The organism is Pseudomonas sp. NEEL19, assembly GCF_028751975.1.
GTDB classification, from domain to species: Bacteria; Pseudomonadota; Gammaproteobacteria; order Pseudomonadales; family Pseudomonadaceae; genus Aquipseudomonas; species Aquipseudomonas juntendi.
On sequence record NZ_CP081491.1, the window covers coordinates 101,193 to 117,756 of the forward strand.

The 16,564-nt window shown below is 62.3% G+C and carries 16 protein-coding genes; 1 reads left to right on the forward strand and 15 read right to left on the reverse strand.

The window, feature by feature from the left end:
- Nucleotides 1–207: 207 nt before the first annotated feature.
- The 9 genes from K4A76_RS00495 to K4A76_RS00535 form a co-directional block, all read right to left on the reverse strand.
- Entirely contained in the window at nucleotides 208–825 is a 618-nt protein-coding gene (locus K4A76_RS00495) for an ABC-type transport auxiliary lipoprotein family protein (protein ID WP_274411321.1), read from the reverse strand.
- Nucleotides 822–1,760, reverse strand: coding sequence for an MlaD family protein (locus tag K4A76_RS00500; protein WP_009683571.1), 939 nt, complete (start codon nucleotides 1,758–1,760; stop codon nucleotides 822–824). The genes K4A76_RS00495 and K4A76_RS00500 overlap by 4 nt, the downstream gene beginning before the upstream one ends.
- Nucleotides 1,761–1,763: 3 nt before the next feature.
- Nucleotides 1,764–2,555, reverse strand: a complete 792-nt coding sequence (locus tag K4A76_RS00505; protein ID WP_236184855.1) for an ABC transporter ATP-binding protein — start codon at nucleotides 2,553–2,555, stop codon at nucleotides 1,764–1,766.
- Nucleotides 2,552–3,685: an ABC transporter permease gene (locus tag K4A76_RS00510; RefSeq protein WP_182389561.1), complete on the reverse strand. Its 1,134-nt coding sequence runs from the start codon at nucleotides 3,683–3,685 to the stop codon at nucleotides 2,552–2,554. The genes K4A76_RS00505 and K4A76_RS00510 overlap by 4 nt, the downstream gene beginning before the upstream one ends.
- A gap of 93 nt (nucleotides 3,686–3,778) precedes the next feature.
- Nucleotides 3,779–4,801: a DUF5924 family protein gene (locus K4A76_RS00515; protein WP_009683568.1), complete on the reverse strand. Its 1,023-nt coding sequence runs from the start codon at nucleotides 4,799–4,801 to the stop codon at nucleotides 3,779–3,781.
- Between the two features lie 155 nt (nucleotides 4,802–4,956).
- A complete protein-coding gene (locus K4A76_RS00520; protein WP_274411322.1) occupies nucleotides 4,957–6,363 on the reverse strand; it encodes a M16 family metallopeptidase in 1,407 nt (468 codons plus the stop codon).
- Nucleotides 6,364–6,383: 20 nt separating this feature from the next.
- Nucleotides 6,384–8,048: a Na/Pi cotransporter family protein gene (locus K4A76_RS00525; RefSeq protein ID WP_009683566.1), complete on the reverse strand. Its 1,665-nt coding sequence runs from the start codon at nucleotides 8,046–8,048 to the stop codon at nucleotides 6,384–6,386.
- A 245-nt stretch (nucleotides 8,049–8,293) separates the two neighbouring features.
- Nucleotides 8,294–9,064: a TerC family protein gene (locus K4A76_RS00530; protein WP_029885361.1), complete on the reverse strand. Its 771-nt coding sequence runs from the start codon at nucleotides 9,062–9,064 to the stop codon at nucleotides 8,294–8,296.
- A gap of 69 nt (nucleotides 9,065–9,133) precedes the next feature.
- The gene (locus K4A76_RS00535) at nucleotides 9,134–10,441 is read right to left on the reverse strand and encodes a CitMHS family transporter (RefSeq protein ID WP_009683564.1); all 1,308 of its coding nucleotides are present in this window, start codon (nucleotides 10,439–10,441) and stop codon (nucleotides 9,134–9,136) included.
- A gap of 267 nt (nucleotides 10,442–10,708) precedes the next feature.
- Here K4A76_RS00535 and K4A76_RS00540 point away from each other — a divergent pair, with 267 nt between their 5' ends.
- A complete protein-coding gene (locus K4A76_RS00540; RefSeq protein WP_274412325.1) occupies nucleotides 10,709–11,110 on the forward strand; it encodes a GFA family protein in 402 nt (133 codons plus the stop codon).
- A gap of 82 nt (nucleotides 11,111–11,192) precedes the next feature.
- On the opposite strand, the gene K4A76_RS00545 is transcribed toward K4A76_RS00540, so the two are convergent.
- From K4A76_RS00545 to K4A76_RS00570, 6 genes are all read right to left on the reverse strand, one after another.
- A complete protein-coding gene (locus K4A76_RS00545) occupies nucleotides 11,193–13,148 on the reverse strand; it encodes a DUF7844 domain-containing protein (RefSeq protein ID WP_274411323.1) in 1,956 nt (651 codons plus the stop codon).
- Entirely contained in the window at nucleotides 13,145–13,465 is a 321-nt protein-coding gene (locus tag K4A76_RS00550; RefSeq protein ID WP_009683561.1) for a DUF2388 domain-containing protein, read from the reverse strand. Before K4A76_RS00550 ends, K4A76_RS00545 begins: the two co-directional genes overlap by 4 nt.
- Before the next feature lie 37 nt (nucleotides 13,466–13,502).
- Nucleotides 13,503–13,796, reverse strand: coding sequence for a DUF2388 domain-containing protein (locus K4A76_RS00555; RefSeq protein WP_274411324.1), 294 nt, complete (start codon nucleotides 13,794–13,796; stop codon nucleotides 13,503–13,505).
- An 87-nt stretch (nucleotides 13,797–13,883) separates the two neighbouring features.
- Nucleotides 13,884–14,201, reverse strand: coding sequence for a DUF2388 domain-containing protein (locus tag K4A76_RS00560; protein WP_054913238.1), 318 nt, complete (start codon nucleotides 14,199–14,201; stop codon nucleotides 13,884–13,886).
- 304 nt (nucleotides 14,202–14,505) lie between these two features.
- Nucleotides 14,506–14,721 (reverse strand): DUF1127 domain-containing protein, encoded by a 216-nt coding sequence (locus K4A76_RS00565; RefSeq protein WP_003256968.1) that lies wholly within the window; start codon nucleotides 14,719–14,721, stop codon nucleotides 14,506–14,508.
- A gap of 330 nt (nucleotides 14,722–15,051) precedes the next feature.
- Complete coding sequence (locus tag K4A76_RS00570; RefSeq protein ID WP_029885367.1) at nucleotides 15,052–16,545, reverse strand: acetyl-CoA hydrolase/transferase family protein; 1,494 nt, start codon at nucleotides 16,543–16,545, stop codon at nucleotides 15,052–15,054.
- Between the last annotated feature and the right edge of the window lie 19 nt (nucleotides 16,546–16,564).

The following is a 16,564-nucleotide window of genomic DNA, read 5'->3' on the forward strand; positions in this document are numbered from 1 at the left end:
TGATGGCCACATATCAATGGCTTACGCCGCCCGTCGTGGGAGCGGGTTCACCCGCGAATCGGCCGGGCCTGCTGGCAGCTGTCTCTTGGCTATTCACCGTCGCATGTGCCACCGTATTCGCGGGTAAACCCGCTCCTACACGGTGATGGCCATATGTCGGCGGATCTGCCGGCGGCCTTGTGGCTTGGCGGCAACAGCGGGTAAACCCTAGCGGGTTGAGCCGCTGCCAGCCTGGGCAATCGTCCAGTCGACCACCTGCCCGGTGAGTAGGTCGCACGCTTGGCCAAACCCGGCCACTACCCCGGCTACTTGCTTGTCTGCCAGCGGCTGGCGGACTTCGAAGCGTTTGCTGGCGAGGATACGCTGAGTGCGGCCTTGCACCAGCCGTGCGTCATAGCGGATCACCACCTCCACGGTGCCGTCCGCGCGGTATTCGCTCTGGAACGCCTGCAACTCGCCAGCCAGCTCGTAGTCAGCCTGCAAGTTGCTGTCGTCGGCGCTCAGGCGCTGCACCTGGCCGTCGCGCTGAAAGCCGTCGAGCAGCCGGTTGCGCAGCAGCATCGGGGCCGGATCGCTCCAGCGCGCGCCCTTGTAGCTGCTGACCACATTGCCCTGCGGGATGACCGCAATCCGTGGCCCGGCCAATACCTCGCTGGCCAGCGGTTTGTTCAGGCGCAATGACCAGTCCAGCGGCGGCGCGCTGCGGCTGACCTGGTTGACCGGCAAGCGATACAGGTCCACAGGCTCGCTCGTGGGCAGGATCGAGCAGGCGCTGGCCAGCCCAATCGTGAACGCCAAAGCCACTAAGCGCAGCGACGATTTCATGGCTGGAACTCCTTGTTGTTGTCGCGGCCGAGCAGGTAGCCGCTGGGGTCTGCTTCCAGTTGCCGGGAAATGCCTTTGAGTGCGTTGAGGGTTTCGCGCAGTTCGCGAATGGCCGGGGTCAGCTGGTTCAGGCCCTGGGCGCCGTCGCCGATGGCTTCGCTGTTGTCCTTCAGCAGGCTGTTGATGGTGGCAGTGCTCTGCGCCAACGACTGCATGGCTTGCTCGGCGCTGCCGATGGCCTGCTTGCCCTCGGTGCCCAGCAAGCCATTGGCATTGCGCATCAGCACCTGGGTTTCGGCCAGGGTCGCGCTGGCCTGCTTGCCTACCTGGACCAGTTGCTCGATAGCCTGGCTGATGCTGCCATGCTCCCCGGCGAAGGCGCCGGTGGTCTTGTCGAGGTTGGCCAAGGTATTGCTGAGGTGGTCGATGTTGCCCTCGGAGAACATCTGGTTGGCGTTGTGCAGCAGCAAGTTGATGTTGGTCACCAGGTCGCTGCTGTCATTGAGCAGGCGCGAGATGGGCGATGGCGAGGCGATGATCACCGGCAGCTTGCCGTCTTTGCCTTTCAGCTCGGGGCTCTGTGGGGTACCGCCGCTGAGCTGGATGAACGAGTTGCCGGTCACCCCGGCCAGGGTCAGTTTGGCCTGGGTGTCTTCTTTGACTGGGGTGTCGCCGCTAAGGCGCACCCGTGCCAATACCCGACGCGGGTCTTTAGGGTCCAGGCGCAGGGTGGAAACGTCACCCACCTTGATCCCGTTGTACTGCACCGGGCTGCCACGAGACAGGCCGGAAACTGCCTCGTTGAACACGACTTCGTAGTCCTTGAACGCATCGTCGACGCTGGACTTGGTCAGCCACAGGCCGAACAGCATGGCACCGGCTACCACCAGGACGGTGACCAGGCCGATAAGAACGTGATGGGCTCGGGTTTCCATTGCTCAGCGCTCCTGGCCAGTGCGGGTGGCGGCCTGTTCGGCTGCGCGCCCGCGTGGGCCGTGAAAGTATTCTTGGATCCAGGCGTCGTTGGCCTGTTCGACCTCGGCCAATGGGCCGGCCACCAGGACCTTTTTCTGCGACAGTACGGCGATGCGGTCGGTGATGGTGTACAGGGTGTCAAGGTCGTGGGTGATCAGGAACACCGACAGGCCGAGCGCATCGCGCAGGGTGAGGATCAACTGGTCGAAGGCCGCAGCGCCGATCGGGTCCAGGCCTGCGGTCGGCTCGTCGAGGAACAGTATGTCCGGGTCCAGGGCCAGGGCCCGGGCCAGCGCTGCGCGCTTGATCATGCCCCCCGACAAAGAAGCAGGGTACTTGTCGGCCGCGGAGATGGGCAGCCCGGCCAATGCCAGCTTTACCCCGGCCAGGTGCTCGGCATCGGCGCGGGATAACCCGGCATGCTCGATCAGTGGCAGGGCAACGTTCTCGGTCACTGTCAGGGAAGAGAACAGCGCGCCCTTCTGGAACAGTACGCCAAAACGCCGTTCGACCAATGAGCGCTGCGTTTCGCGCAGGCCGGCCAGGTCCTGGCCGAACACCTTGATCTGCCCTTCGTTGGGCCGGCGCAGGCCGATGATACTGCGCAGCAGCACCGACTTGCCGCTACCAGACCCGCCCACCACGGCAAGGATCTCGCCGCGGTACAGGTCCAGGTCGAGGTTTTCGTGCACCACTTGCCGGCCAAAGCGGTTACAGATGCCGCGGGCTTCGATCACGCTCTCACGTCGGTTCACCAGCCCATCTCCATGAAGAACAGCGCGGCCACCGCGTCGAGCACGATAACCACGAAGATCGACTGCACCACGGCCGAAGTCGTGTGTGCACCGACCGACTCGGCGCTGCCGCTGACCTTGAAGCCTTCCAGGCAGCCAATGGCGGCAATCAGAAAGGCAAAGAACGGCGCCTTGGCCAGCCCGACCAGAAAGTGCTGCACGCCAATATCGCTTTGCAGCAATGACAGGAACATGGCCGGCGAAATGCCCAGTGAAAGGGCGCACACCACGGCCCCGCCGACGATACCGCAGAGCATGGCGACAAACGTGAGCAGCGGCAGGGTAATCAGCAGGGCCAGCACCCGGGGTACCACCAGCAGTTCCATGGGGTTGAGGCCCAGGGTGCGGATCGCGTCTATTTCCTCATTGGCTTTCATCGAGCCGATCTGCGCGGTAAATGCGCTGGCGGTGCGGCCGGCCATGAGGATGGCGGTGAGCAACACGGCGAACTCGCGCAGGAACGAGAACGCCACCAGGTCGACGGTGAACACCGTTGCGCCGAAGTCGGCCAGCACCGTGGCGCCAAGGAAGGCCACCACGGCACCCACCAGAAAGGTCAGCAAGGCCACGATTGGCGCGGCATCCAGCCCTGTCTGTTCGATGTGGGCGACGACCGGGGTGATGCGCCAGCGGTGTGGCTGTAGGGCACGGCGTAGCAGCGTTTCGAGGATGACGCCGATGAAGCCGAGCAGTTGCATGCTGTCTTGCCACAGGGTGCCGACGGCGCAGCCTATACGCTCCAGCAGCAACAGCAGCACGTTGCGCTCGGGCTCCTTGACCGGGATGCAATAGTCCTGGACCGATTGGTAGACATTCTTCAGCAGCGCCCGGCTGGCTTCCGGCAGGTCGTGGGTGCAGCGCGACAGACGCTCGGTGCCGAGCAGTTCGGCCAGCAGCGACGCACCGGCCGTGTCCAGGCGCCCCAGCTGGCTGAGGTCGGCGACGGTGTCGAGGGTGTATTGCGCACGCAGCCGCTCGCTGTCGCGTTTCAGGCTGGCGTAGTGCGCCAAGGTCCAGTCACCGGCAATGCGCAGGCAGGCCGGTTGACTGCTGGTATCCAGAGTGAGGCTGGGGGTGGTCATAGGCTCCATGCAACTGACTCGGCGCTAAGGCTCAGGGGCTGATCATAGCGCAGCAGGCCGGGGCTGTTTGGTGATTATGTGCTGTGTACCAGCAGGTGTTGATTACCCGGCTGGCGCATCGTCGACCACCTTGAAGCGTAGTACGCCAATCACTTGGCCATCCTCGGTCAGAACCCGCACCTGCCACCTCCCCACCGGGTTGGGTGGGAAGTTCTGCTTGTGCGTCCAGGCCCGGTAGCCTTCCTTGCGCCCACCGTGGATGTCGAGGGCAATGCGGTCCACCTCCTGGCCGTCCTTCTGCCACACGTGGTAGATCCGCTCATTCAGGCCGCGTGGTGCGTTGATGGCGGTATAGGCGTACAAGCCGCTGCTGCGAATGCTGCTGGCGGCAATTTCGTGCAGCGACTCGCCTGGCTGGCGGTTCAGCACTTCGGTGCTCACCGCCACCTCGGTCATCCACAGGGTTGCCGGCGGTACCCAGGAGCGCAACAACCAGCCGCCAGCACCCACCGACAGCGTGACCAGCAACAAGGCCACAGCCCGGCGCCAGTTGTTGATCGGAAAACTGCTGGCCAAGCTGGGAAACGACAGCGCCATGGCGATGATCAGCGCCAGCTTGAAGCTTTGCGCGGTGGTCAGGTGGACGATGATCGGCAGCGCCGTGAGCAACGCAGCGAACAGGGTCAGGGTATGCAGCGCCAGGAACAGCCAGCGCCGCGGAGCCAGCCATTTGTAGTACAGCGGGTCGATGATCGACACCAGGCCGGCAGCGCCGAGCAGGCCGGTGAACACCAGCTGGCCGCTGTTCCAGGTCGTGGTGATGAAGAAGAAGGGCAAAACGAAGAACAGTGTTTCCTGGTGGATCATCTGCGTGGCGTAGCGAAGCAGTGGCTGCGGGATTTCGCGGTTGAACGTGCGCGCGAACAGGCCGGTGAGTGTGTTTTCCAGCATCAGCCACACCCAGCTCACCAGCATCAGCACGGCAACCCAACTGGCCAGGCCCGCCTGGCGATCGACCAAGATGAAGCTGCCGATGCCGGAAAGAAAACCCCCAAGCGCGATGATGCCGGGATAGCGTTTGAGCAGTTCGATGATGCGCTGGACGATGCGGGGGATCTGGGGCATTGGCTCTACAACAGGAGAGAGTTGGGTGGCTGTGCCGGCCGCTTCGCGGGTAATCCCGCTCCCACAGTATCACCACAGCTTCTGCAACAGTGGGGTCCCTGTAGGAGCGGGTTTACCCGCGAAGAGGCCAGTACTGGCGAAAGAATACCGCTGATTCACGCCCGGCGTGTAGCACCGCTCGGCCGCTGTGGGCCATGCCGCCGCCAGCGCAACAGCCCCGCGGCCACGATCAGCCCTACCAACAGGGCACCCAGCCCATAGAATTCGTCATAACCGAGCAGCGGCTTTTCAATGCGTATGTAGCCGTCTTCCTTGAGCAATTCCCGCAACGCCTGGTTGGCCTGCTCCAGGGTGACCTGGCGCAGTTTGCGCACCGGGTTGGTGAAGCGGCCGTCGGTGTAGTCGTTCAGCGCTCCCCAGTAATAGTCGGCCAACGCACTGTTGCCTTGGGTGCTCCAGCTTTCCTTGGCGACGCTGGCATCCTTGATGCGGGCGAACGTATCCGGGTCCAGCCCCTCTTTGCGCAGGTGCTTGAACAACCGCTGCATAACCGCTACGGCTTTGTCGATGTCATCGCGCTCCAGGTCGGCATTGACGCTCAGCAGGCCGGTGTCACCAAAACTTTCGCGCTGCACCGAGGGCCCGTACGACAAGCCATTGCGCAGGCGCAGCTGGTCGTAGATGGCCCAGTCCAGGTAGCGTGCCAGCAGGTCAAGGGTGGCCTGGTGGTCGTTGTCCAGTATCGGCTCGATGAAGAGCCAGTGCAGTTTCACGCCGTCACCGAGCCAGCCACGGGTCAGATCGCGACGCTGTTCGGCCTGCTGGGTGATGCTCTCCAGGTTGCGGCGCTCTTCCGGCTCGGTGGCCGGCAGCTCGCCAAACGAGCGTTCCAGATAGGCCGGCAACAGGCGGTCCAGGCCGCCGACCATGATCAGGGTCATGTTGTTGGCGGCGTACCAGCGGTCGCGCAGGGCCTGTACTTGTTCCAGGGTCATGTCGTCGACGTTGGAGCGCTCTGGGCACTTCAGGCCCAGCTCGGTGGCCAGTTGGTCGCTGGCGGGGTGGCCGATGTCCTGGCGGTCGAGCCAGCGCTGCAGGTGACCGTAGTGGCCGCCATCCTCGCGTTCGATGATGCGTTTGGCGGTGGCCAGGGCCTTGGCATCGATGTGGGTATCGCGGATGACCGCCAGCAACAGGTCGAGTACCTTGCGCTGGTTGCGCGCCGGTGCTTCGATGACGAAAGTGGTATCGGCACTGCTGGTAAAGGCGTTCCATTCCCCGCCCAGCGCCTGCAGGCGCTCTTCCAGGCCGCCTTCGCCGGTTTCATCGATGCCGCTGAACAGCAGGTGCTCAAGCAGGTGGGGCAGCTCTTTCTGCTCGCAATCGAAATCATCCAGCCCAACCCCGACCACCAGGCGTATCGCCACATGGTCACGCTCGTAGCCATTTTTCAGAATCACCTGCAGGCCGTTGGGCAACAGGTAGCCTTCCACCCGCGACCGGTCGAGGGCGAAAGTGGGCAGGCTGCAGATCAGGATGCAAACGAACATCAGGCAACGCATGGGCGAGCTAGGGTCCTCAGCTAGGCAGAATCATGGCTGGCTTCGTCTGGCACACTGTCGAGCATCAACCCGCCGGTGTCCGAGCCGCCCAGTACCACATAGGCACTGCTACAGAACAAAGAGTTCAAACGCTTCATGTCGGCGATCAGCTCCAAGTGTAGCGAACTGGTCTCGAGGCTTTGCATGACTTTGCGCTGCAGGCGGCTGACGTGGGCGTGGGCCAGGCGCCGCTCCTGGGCCCGGAACCGGCGTTTTTCACGCAGCAGCAAGCGGGCGCTTTCCGGGTCGGCGCTGAGGAACACCGACAAGCCCAGGCGCAGGTTGGCCAGCAATTGTTCCTGCAGGCCGGTCAGTTCTTCCAGGCCGACCTGGGAAAACTCACGGCGCTGGCTGGTCTTCTGCTGCTGGACCTTGCGCAGCATGCGCTCGATGAGGTCGCAGGCCAGCTTGAGGTTGATAGCCACTTCGATGATTTCCGCCCAGCGACGGTTGTCTTGCTCGCTGAGGTCCTCGCGTGTCATCTGCGCCAGGTACAGCTTGATCGCGCTGTACAGGGCGTCGGCATCTTCGCCCAGGGCGCGTACCTGCTGGGGCAGCGCCGTCTGGGTGCCCCGCAGGGCCCCCAGCATGGCTTCGAGCAGGCTGTCGACGATGTCGCCCAGGCGCAGGGTTTCCCGTGCGGCATTGGCAAGGGCCAGGCTGGGGGTCTCCAGTGCGGACGCGTCGAGGTGGCGCGCACGGATCTGGCCGTTGCTGTGTTCCCGCTCGGGCAGCAGCACATTGCACAACCGACCCATGGGGTTGACCGTGGGTAGCATCAGCAAGCAACGGGAGGTGTTGTAGAGCAGGTGGAAGCCGATGACCAGCTCTTGCGGGCTGAAGCTCAGCGAGTCCATCCAGCCTACCAGCGGGTGCAGTACGGGAATGATCAACACCAGGCCGATCAGCTTGTACAGCAGGCTGCCCAAGGCCACCCGGCGGCCGGCGGCGTTCTGCATGCTGGTGCTGATGAACGCCAGCAGGCCACTGCCGATGTTGGCGCCGACTACCAGGCCAATGGCCACCGGCAGGCTGATGACCTCGGCACCCGCCAGGGTCGCCGTGAGCAGAACGGCCGCCAGGCTGGAATAAGAGACCATGGCGAACATCGCCCCGACCAGGGCATCGAGCATGATGTCGCCCGTCAGCGAGGCGAACAGCACCTTCACGCCCTGGGCATGGGTGATGGGCGCGGCGGCCTGTACGATCAGCTCCAGCGCCAGGATGATCAGGCCCAGCCCGATACCCACCCTGCCCAATTGGCCAGCCCGCGTCTGTTTGCGCGAAAGGAAGAAGATGACGCCGAGGAAGATCAACAGCGGCGACAGCCAGGATAGGTCGAACGTGAGTACCCGGGCCATCAGCGCAGTGCCGACATCGGCGCCGAGCATGATTGCCAAGGCGGGGGTCATGGCCATCAGGCCCTGGCCGACGAACGAGGTGACCAGCATGGCCGTGGCGTTGCTGCTTTGCACCATGGCAGTGACCAGAATGCCGGCAATGAATGCCAGCGGGCGCTTGTTCATGTTCTGGCCAATGATGCGCCGCAGATTCGAGCCGAATACCCGAAGGATGCCGGTGCGCACGATATGGGTGCCCCAGACCAGTAGCGTTACGGCCGAGAGCAGGTTGAGCAGGGTCAGCATGGCGAAGGCCCCCTGAAGCACAGGCCCATGGGGCCAAGGGAAGAAACGTGAGCGTTCGAATAGGTTTTCATTGCTCACTCAAAGCTTTAGCTGTTTTGCGCAGTGCTTGCCAGCTTCGCACGGTAGTCATCAATTTGAAACATACCGTGAATGAATCATTGCCGGTCTTGCAGGCGCCACGTAGCAGCCATTCAAAAATGAAAAAGGGGCCCCGTAGGGCCCCCGCTGTCCTGCACGTTCCGCTGTTACTGACCCGGAATGTCCTTGCGCAGTTTCACTGGGTCATGCTCTTTGCCGTCCTTGCGGGCCAGGGCAGTGCGCATGCGAATGTTGATGGCCTCTACCGCCAGCGAGAAGGCCATGGCGAAGTAGACGTAGCCTTTGGGCACGTGCACGTCGAACGCTTCGGCGATCAGTACGGTACCGACCACGATCAGGAACGACAGTGCGAGCATCTTCAGCGATGGGTGCTTGTCGATGAAGTTGCTGATGGCGCCGGCGCACAGCATCATCACCAGTACGGCCACGACGATGGCAGCGATCATCACTGGCACGTGGGACACCATGCCTACTGCGGTGATCACCGAGTCCAGCGAGAACACGATGTCGATGATGGCAATCTGAATGATGGTGTAGAAGAACTTGCCACCTGCGCCTTTGGGCGCTTCATCGTTTTCGTCCTCACCTTCCAGGCCGTGGTAGATCTCTTGCGAGCTTTTCCACAGCAGGAACAGGCCGCCGAAGAACAGGATCAGGTCACGCCCGGAGATGCCTTGGCCGAGCACCACGAACAGGTCGGCGGTAAGGCGCATGACCCAGGTGATCGACAACAGCAGCATGATGCGGGTGACCATGGCCAGGGCCAGGCCGAAGATCCGGGTGCGCGGCTGCATGTGCTTGGGCATGCGGCTGACCAGGATCGAGATCATGATGATGTTGTCGATCCCGAGGACGATCTCAAGCGCGGTGAGGGTAAAAAAGGCAACCCAGATTTCCGGGCTGGTCAGCCATTCCATGTTGTTTCCTTCGAGCGGTAAAGGCGACGCGCCCTGCAGGGCGCGTCGCGGTGGGGTAATACGCGTTTATTAAAGACTACTGAACAGCGGGAAAATGCCCATCAGCAGCGCGGCGAACATTATGCACAGGCACACCAGCACTGCCCACTTGAGCGTGAAGCGCTGGTGATCGCCAAACTCGATACCGGCCAGGGCTACCAGCAGGTAGGTCGAGGGTACCAGTGGGCTGAGCAGGTGTACCGGCTGGCCGACGATCGATGCGCGGGCCATTTCAACCGGGCTGATGCCGTAGTGGCTGGCGGCCTCGGCCAACACTGGCAAAACCCCGTAGTAGAACGCGTCGTTGGACATGAAGAAGGTGAACGGCATGCTCACGATTGCGGTGATCACTGCCATGTAGGGGCCCATCGCTTCAGGGATGACTGCCAGCAGGCTCTTGGACATGGCATCGACCATGCCGGTGCCCGACAGAATGCCCGTGAAGATGCCCGCGGCGAAGATCAGCCCGGTGACTGCCAGCACGCTGCCGGCATGGGCGGCGATGCGGTCTTTCTGCTGTTGCAGGCAGGGGTAGTTGACGATCATGGCAATGCTGAAGGCGATCATGAACAGCACCGGCAGCGGCAGGATACCGGCGATCAGCGCGACCATCAGGGCGGCAGTCAGCGCGCCATTGAAGTACAGCAGCTTGGGGCGGCGGGCCTCAGGGAATTGCGAAACGGTGATATCGCTATGGTCGGTGTCATCGGTTGGCAGGTGCAGTTCACCCAGGCGGGCACGCTCACGCTTGCCGTACAGGTAGGCAATGGCCAGGATGGCCAGTACGCCGAACAACATGGCCGGGATCATCGGCACGAAAATGTCCGAGGGGTCCACGTGCAGGGCGCTGGCGGCACGTGCGGTCGGGCCGCCCCAAGGGGTCATGTTCATCACGCCGCCGGCCAGAATGGTCAGGCCGGCCATGATTCGCGGGCTCATCCCCAGGCGGCTGTACATCGGCAGCATGGCGGCGCAGCAAATCATGTAAGTGGTGGCGCCATCACCATCGAGCGAAACCACCAGGGCCAGTACGGCGGTACCCACCGAGACTTTCAGCGGGTCGCCCTTGACCAGCTTGAGGATCTTGCGCACGGCCGGGTCGAACAGGCCGGAGTCGATCATCAGGGCGAAATACAGGATTGCGAACATCAGCATCACGCCGGTAGGCGCGAGCTTGCTGATGCCCTCAAGCATCATCGGGCCGATCTTGGCGGAAAAACCGCCGAACACGGCGAACAGGATCGGTACCAGGATCAGCGCGATCAAGGCCGACAGGCGCTTGGTCATGATCAGGTACATGAAGGTGATGACCATGGCAAAGCCGAGGAAGGTCAGCATGGCAATACTCCAGGCGTGGCGCTACGAAAGGAACGTCGATTCGGGCGGGTCAGCGCGTTTGGCGCTGCACGGGGAGCATGCGGAGGGAGATTGCGCGAAGGCGGGCACAGGAATACATCAGGATCACCATTGTTGTTGTTGATTGGGCCGGGCGCGGTTGTTACCGGGTGCCCTGGCTGACCGGTCTTGTGCCGGTGGTGGGGGCTATCCTATGAGCACAAGCTTTCAGCCAGCTTTCGCTGATGCAAAGGCGACGAGAGGTAGATGATGCAGCATGTGACCGAGGGTGGCTGCCATTGCGGCGCGTTGCGGTATCGGCTGGCGGGTGACCTGACGGACATCGCCCACTGCCACTGCACGATCTGTCGGCGGGTAAGTGGTGGGCTGGTCGTGACCTGGCTCACCCTACCCCGCTCGGATTTCCATTGGTTAACGGGTAAGCCGAACTGCTACGTGGCCCCGCCCAGTTGCAGCCGTTACTTTTGTGGGCGGTGTGGGGCCCATGTGGCGCTGGTGACCACGCACAGTCCCGAGACCATCGATGTGACCGTAGCCACCCTCGACCACCCGGAGGGCTTGCGCGCCAACCGCCATATCTGGGTAGGCAGCCGGTTGCCTTGGCTGCACCTTGATGAGGATTTGCCGGGGGAGCACGGGGAACGCCTTTAAGATGCTGTGCTCGTGCTGCGGGTCATGCCGCTGGCAAGCCAACTCCACTAGGCGGAAGCCGGCTCGCCGCGGATAGGCGCAATTACAACTGCAGGCCACCTGCAGCCTTGTGCAGTGCCCGCAAATGCTCGCCTATCTGCTTCACATTGGCCTCTACCGCAGAAATTTCCCTGGCCCGCGAAGGGTCCAGCAGCGCCCTCACCTCCTTGTCCAGGTTGGTACTCAGGCGCAGCAACCTGGCCTGCCGTTCCTTGCTCTCCCGCTCCAGGCGTTCGCGTTCTTCGGGCTGCGGCAGTCCATAGCCTTTGCTGTCGAGCAATTCTGCCGGGCGGCTGAGGAAGCCGCTGTTGGCAAGCATTTGCTTGAGGGTGGCATCGGCCTTGTTGACGCTGCCATCTTTCAACGCTGCGGCATTCAGGTAGCGCTGCTTGACCTCGTCCTGGGCCAGCAACAGTTGCCGGCGCAGGCTGGCCTGCTCCAGCAGCAGCAGCGCAGCGCTGGTGCGCAGGTCGGCCTGGGCGAACCAGGGGCGACGTTGCTCGGCGCTCAAGGCCAGCCAGTCTTCTACCAGTTGCTGCTTGATCGGCAATTGCTTGCGCAGCACCTCGAACATGGCCTGGTACCGCTCGCGGTAGGAGTCGAAGCGGTAGCCCAGGCGCAGCGCCTCGCGGGGGTTGTCGAGCACGCTCGTGTCGGCCAGCCCCCTGCCCTTGAGCACGGCCAGCAAACCGTTGGGCATGATGCTGTCCAGGTCATTCAATTGCGGGTTGGCGGTGCCGCTGCGCAGCAACTTCAGTGACTCTACGGCACAGTTGTTGGACAGGAACCAGTAGTTGCCGTCGTAGCTCCAGTGCATTTCGGCAGCCTGGCGCACCAGGTTTTCAACCTCTTCGCGGTTCAGCTTCAAGGGCACCGAGGCCAGGCTGCGCAGCTCTGTCTTGGTGTATTCGTCGATGACCTGGCCCAGCGGCAGCACGAACAAGCGCGATGGATAGACGCCGACCAGGCCGTCCCAGCTCGATAGCTGCACATCGTTGACGAACGCGCGGTACGACAGTACCAGGCTCTGGTCCAGGTCGAGGCGGCAGTCTGGCCCGCGGGGGCGGCCGGGTTTGCAGATGACCAGGCGCAGCATGCTGTGGCCCCAGCGGCTGACCAGGTTCTGGTTGGCTTCGGCCAGCAGGTAGTCCACTTCATAAACCCGTTCGGGGTCGATTTCGCCCAGTGGCTGGCGGGCGAAGTCGCTACCGGCATTGATGAATGGCAAGCCTTTGGCGCAAGTGTTCTGTGGCGGTGCCCAGCCGAAATGCTCATGCAGGTACTGGTTGAGCGCCGGGCGGCGGCAACCGTAGCTCGGGTCCAGGAGGAAGTACTCCATGTTTACCGCGAGGTATTCCTTGGGGCTGCTGAGTTCATAGCTGTCGGGGCTGCGCACGAACTGGCCGTTGTGCTGCTCACGCTCACCCCGGCGGCCCACGTATTGCGGCCAGCCGGCCAGGTCAAGCAGGCGTGGGTCATCGCTCAGGGTGAAGCGGCGCTCAGCCTGGCCGCGGCATTCCTCAGGCAGGCCGATTTTGCCCACGGTGCCCTGTTGGCGTTTACAGCGGGCAATCAGCGATCTTTCACGGCTGGGCCATAGGCGCGCACGGTCGTAGATATGGCTGAGCTCGTGCAGGACAGTGGCCAGTAGCTCTTGTCGCACGGTGCCATGAGGGCGGTTGGTGCGCTCAATGGCGGCACTGCCATCGGTGAGCGCGGGCAGCAGGCGACGGTTGAGCTGAAGCGTGGACACCAGTGTGGCCTGCCCATAGGCGTCGGCTGGCATGTTGTCGCTCCAGCTGACCTGCACGCGGCGGTCGAGTTGCTGCTTGAAGCGTGGGGGCAGCTTGGCCATGGCCTCGTCAAGCAGGGCCTGGCTGGCTTGGGTCTGCTGTGGGTCGAGGCCGGACGACTGCAGCTCGAGCTGCAGGCCGGCCAGGGCGGGCGTGCCGAGCAGCGTCAGGGCGCAGCCGAGCAGCCAGGCACGCACGGGCTTCACAGTGCGAGGATTGCTTCGGCCAATACCTGGTCGCTGGCGCCGCGTGCTTCCGGAACGCGCTCGCGCAGGGTAGTGAGGGCAGCTTCGAGCTGCGCGCCACGGATGTCTCCGTTGCTGGCCACGAAGCTGGCCGCGTCGTCGTGGGCTTCGCGTACCACTTTCGAGTCGCGGATCGAGGTCGTGGTGTCCGAGGTGAAGTCGATCGAACGGCCAAAGGCACGCACGATGATGTTGCTGGTGGCCACCAGGGTCTGTGCCTGGGCCAGGTCAGCCAGCAGGAGCATGCCGAGGGTAGCGGCAATCAGCGGTTTACGCATGGAGCATCTCCGAAAAATTACAGGGAGTCAGATGTAGTCATTGGACGAGAATTGCTTGCGCCAGTTCCAGATCGCCAACGCTCTGCCGCACGCAATTATGGCGTAATGATTCCAGGGCAGCTTCCAGCCGTGCACCGCGGATCTGGCCATGGGTGGCGACGAATGCCGCGGCATCGTCACGCGCCTCACGCACCAATTTGCGGTCAAAGGGTGCAGTGGTGACCTGGCTGGTGGCGTAGGCCGAGATCACCAGGCCTTGGGTGGTGGTGTCCATGGCATGGGCGCTGGCCATGCCGGCAAGGGAAAACAGCAGCGGCAACAGATAACGCATGGGTTCTACGACAACTGGAATGAAGGGTGGCGAGGGCTGGCCCGGCTGTACGGGGGCACCCGGCACAGCCTGGGCGCTTGTCGGCGCTTAGATTGCCAGGATGGCCTGGGCCAGTTCGGCGTCGCTGGCCTGCAGGCTCGGCATTTGTGCGCGGATGTGCAGGAACGCGCTTTCCAGCTTGGCACCGCGGATATCGCCTTGGCTGCCTACGAAGCTGGCAGCGTCGTCACGGGCGGCCTGGACGATTTTATCGTCACGGAACGACGAAGAAACATCCGAGGTGGCGTCGGTGGACGCAGCTACCGCCCCTACTACAGCGTCGGTGGTGACGACGAAACTGGTGGCGTTTGCGGTGCCAGCCAGGCTCAGCATAAGAGCGGCGCCAATCAGATATTTACGGGACATTTCGTGGACTCCTGAACTCGGGTCGGGTGGTTCTGCTTATCGGACGCTCGCATTGCTGGTCGCGGTACTTATGACAGTGGTTTCTACCAGACTGCCAAGCCAAGCGTATCACGCGCGGGTGTTTCCAGATGTTAACTGAAGAAGGCCCTGCGGAACTGTGTTGGTTAATTTTTTGTATTTAAAAACTGTACCTGTCCAGCGCTCGGCGCTAAGCGCTGTATGCCACAAATAAAAAAACCCGTCGCAGTTGCCTGCAACGGGTTTCAGGAATTCGCGGTGCCGGCCGAAGCCGGCAAGCCGGTGCTTAGCGCCAGAAAGGCTTGCTCAGCTCTTCGTAACGCTGCGACTCGCTGATGCCAGCGTCGGCCAGCAAGCGAGCGTCCAGGCGAGCCAGTTGACGGCGGCTTGCCATGCGGCGCTGCCACAGCAGCAGAGTGGACAGTGCGCGCAGCGGCAGCGATGCGTTGGATTGCTGGGCGTTGCTTTCAAAAACCAGACCGGAACTGAGGGTACGTTCCATGATGCTTCATCCTTCCGCTTATGGCGGGATTAGGTAGTGATTTAACTGATGCCAATGATCCTCCTCTCTTGTCCAGAACAGTAGATACAGTTAATGCGAAAGACGATGGCTCAGTTAACTGTGTAACCCTTCTGTTGCACTCGAAACAGGCGCAACTGTACTGGTCTGCATCTTTATGGTGCATTTTTGGTGTGTGGCGATGTTCTGCAGGCTTGAAAGAAGCCTAGGACAGGTACAGTAGTACAGTTCTGGATATTCTTGTGTCTGGACGTGAAACGCGAATGGGCTGGAACAGCAGAAGCGGGGCTGCTGTTCCAGGCCGCCGCTGGATCAGCTCGCTTGCATGCGGCCGGTTTCTTCCAGGTTCTCGTGCCAGCTCAGCGCTTCGCGCAGGATATGTGGCGTATGGCCGCCACGTTGGCAAGCGCGCTCGAAGTAATCGTTCAGTGCCGCGCGGTAGTCTGGGTGCACACAATTGTCGATGATCACGCGTGCCCGCTCGCGCGGGGCCAGGCCACGCAGGTCGGCCAAACCTTGTTCGGTGACCAGGATGTCCACGTCGTGTTCGGTATGGTCCACATGGCTGACCATTGGCACCACACTGGAAATTGCACCGCCTTTGGCAATCGACTTGGTAACGAATACAGCAAGGTGGGCGTTACGGGCGAAGTCACCCGAGCCACCGATGCCGTTCATCATCCTGGTGCCACACACGTGGGTGGAATTGACGTTGCCGTAGATGTCGAACTCCAGCGCGGTATTGATACCGATGATGCCCAAGCGTCGCACGACCTCCGGATGGTTGGAGATTTCCTGCGGGCGCAGTACGAGCTTGTCCTTGTAGCGTTCGAGGTTACCGAATACATCGGCATTGCGGCGGGTCGACAGGGTGATGGAGCTGCCCGATGCAAAACGCAGCTTGCCGGCGTCGATCAGGTCGAAGGTCGAGTCCTGCAGCACTTCGGAGTACATGGTCAGGTCTTCGAAGGGCGACTCGATCAAGCCGCACATCACGGCGTTGGCAATGCTACCGATGCCGGCCTGCAGTGGGCCGAGCTTGTTGGTCATGCGGCCAGCTTCCACTTCCTTCTTCAGGAAGTTGATCAGGTGGTTGGCGATACCCTGGGTTTCGTCATCTGGCGGCAACACGGTAGATGGCGAGTCCGGTTGGTCGCTGATGACGATACCCACGATCTTCGCCGGGTCGATCGGGATGGCGGTGCTGCCGATACGATCGTCGACCTTGACCAGCGGAATGGGCGTGCGGGTCGGGCGATAGGTGGGGATATAGATGTCGTGCAAACCTTCGAGGTTGGTGTTGTGCGAGAGGTTGATCTCGACAATCACCTGCTTGGCGAAGATGGCGAAACTGGCCGAGTTACCCACCGATGTAGTAGGTACGATGTGGCCCTGCTCAGTGATGGCCACGGCTTCGATGACCGCGATGTCCGGCAGCTTCAATTGCTGGTTGCGCAGTTGTTCGACGGTTTCCGACAGGTGCTGGTCGATGAACATCACCTTGCCGTCGTTGATGGCCTTGCGCAGGGTGCTGTCTACCTGGAAAGGCATGCGGCGGGCCAATACACCGGCCTCGGTCAGTTGCTTGTCCAGGTCGTTGCCCAGGCTGGCGCCGGTCATCAGGCTGATCTTCAGTGGCGACTGTTTGGCACGTTCGGCCAGTGCATGCGGGACGGCCTTGGCCTCACCGGCGCGGGTAAAGCCGCTCATGCCGACAGTCATGCCGTCCTCAATCAGACCAGCGGCATCAGCCGCACTCATTACCTTGCTGTGCAGAGAGGACAAGCGGATACGGTCACGGTACATGGATTGTTATCTCGGGCTG